1 protein-coding gene and 1 pseudogene are annotated in these 1,576 nt (G+C 65.7%); both read right to left on the bottom strand.

Features of this window, described 5'->3' with window-relative positions; genetic code table 11:
* A pseudogene (locus RMN95_RS08050) lies at nt 1-346 on the bottom strand (carbohydrate kinase); the annotation flags it as partial.
* Nucleotides 343-1,389, bottom strand: coding sequence for a carbohydrate kinase family protein (locus tag RMN95_RS08045; protein WP_309616417.1), 1,047 nt, complete (start codon nt 1,387-1,389; stop codon nt 343-345). The pseudogene RMN95_RS08050 and the gene RMN95_RS08045, both read right to left, overlap by 4 nt.
* Nucleotides 1,390-1,576: the final 187 nt, after the last annotated feature.

Raw genomic sequence — 1,576 nt, 5'->3', positions numbered from 1 at the left:
CGAAGCTGGCGTCAGGATGCGCGTGCACCGGGAGCCGTTGGCCCGCGTCGAGCAGCTTGACCAGCAGCATGGTGTCGATGCCAAACCGCGCCACGTGATCCGAGCCAAGCCACGATTTTGGGTCGCTGGCGATCGCCTCGGCGAGCAGTGTGCCATCCCCGAGTCTTGTCATTCCGACGGGGGTATTACCCCGCACGCTCGTGGTCGACCCCACCCAATCCTCGGGAGTATTCGGAGGCGACGGCCCTTCATGGCGAAATTCAGAGATGCGGCTGCCACCCCGGTAGAAACGCGCGGGCGGTTGGTTGGAGGGGAGCGGGATCGGGCCCACCGCGGTTCCGCTCATGCGGCAGCGCCGGGGGTGAACAAGGGAGCCAGCGTGGAATCGAGCGACAGTATCGTTGACGGGGTCGGGCGAATTCCGCTCATCACCACCGCCGAGCACGCGGTCGCGAGGGATGCGGCCTGCTCCAGTGTCGCACCGCGTGCAAGCGCGAACAGCAGACCAGCAGTGCTTGCATCACCGGCGCCGTTGGTCGTCACCGGGTTCACGACCCGCCGAGATTGCACAATCAGGGTGCGGTCACTCCATGTCTCGGCGTGGGGCGCAAGCACTGCGCCGCCCTCGCGAAGTCGCGCCGCGCTCGCGGTTTTGACGAGCAGGCCATGATGCCCCGCCGAAATGGCGACCACAGCGGCGCCGTCCGCAAGCATGCGGTCAGCCAGCCGATCGACGAGGGCGGGTGAGTACGGCTCCTCAATTTGAAGGGCCGACGTGAGGTCATCAAGGCTGGGAGTTGCGATATCCGTCTCGGACAGAGCCAGCCCCAGGATGCCAGACCAGTCGAGCGCTCCGACGGCAGAGCGCGGGTCCACGACGGCAAGGTCGAGCGAGGACGTGACATGGGCGGCACGCGCCCGCGAGAGCAGGTCATAGAGCGGCCGACCGCCCTCATTCAGCATGCGGGGGAGTAAGGGCGGATACCCCACATGAAGCAGCCCGTGGCCGTCGAGAAAGACGTTGGTTCCGTCGAATTGATCGTTGGCTCCGGTGTGGTGCCAGAAAGCGCGATCGGCGCCGGGTTTCTCGATGACGAGGCTGTATGACGTTGTCGCGACCGACGACGCGCAGAGTTGAGGCTCGCTAAAGCCCCTGGCATTGAGCTGCGCCGCCAGGATGCTGCCAAGCTCGTCCTGCCCGACCGACGCAAACGGTGTCACCTCTGCTCCGAGGTCAGCGAGCGCGCCGCCGGTGTTGGCGACGGAACCCCCGAGCGTTATCGCCAACGGCCCCACTTCGCTGAGGTGGCCGGGGGTGACATCGGGCGTCTCACGGAGGCGCGGCGCGATGTCGAGGCAGAGGTGGCCGGCCACAGCGATCGAGTGCACAGGGGGTCCTTTCCGGTCGACGGCAGCGCTTGTTGCTCCGGATCGAGCCGGTTGGACAGCGTTGTTGCGGCGCAGTTACTCTGGCACAGCGGAGGCCCGATTGAAACCGGGATCCCCATCCCCATTCAAGGAGAGTTCACGTCTCATGTCACAATTTCGGCTGAATCGGTTCTTCAACGCCACTTCC

The organism is Salinibacterium sp., assembly GCF_031364185.1.
Lineage (GTDB): Bacteria > Actinomycetota > Actinomycetes > Actinomycetales > Microbacteriaceae > Rhodoglobus.
This window is presented reverse-complemented; position numbering and strand designations above follow the sequence as displayed.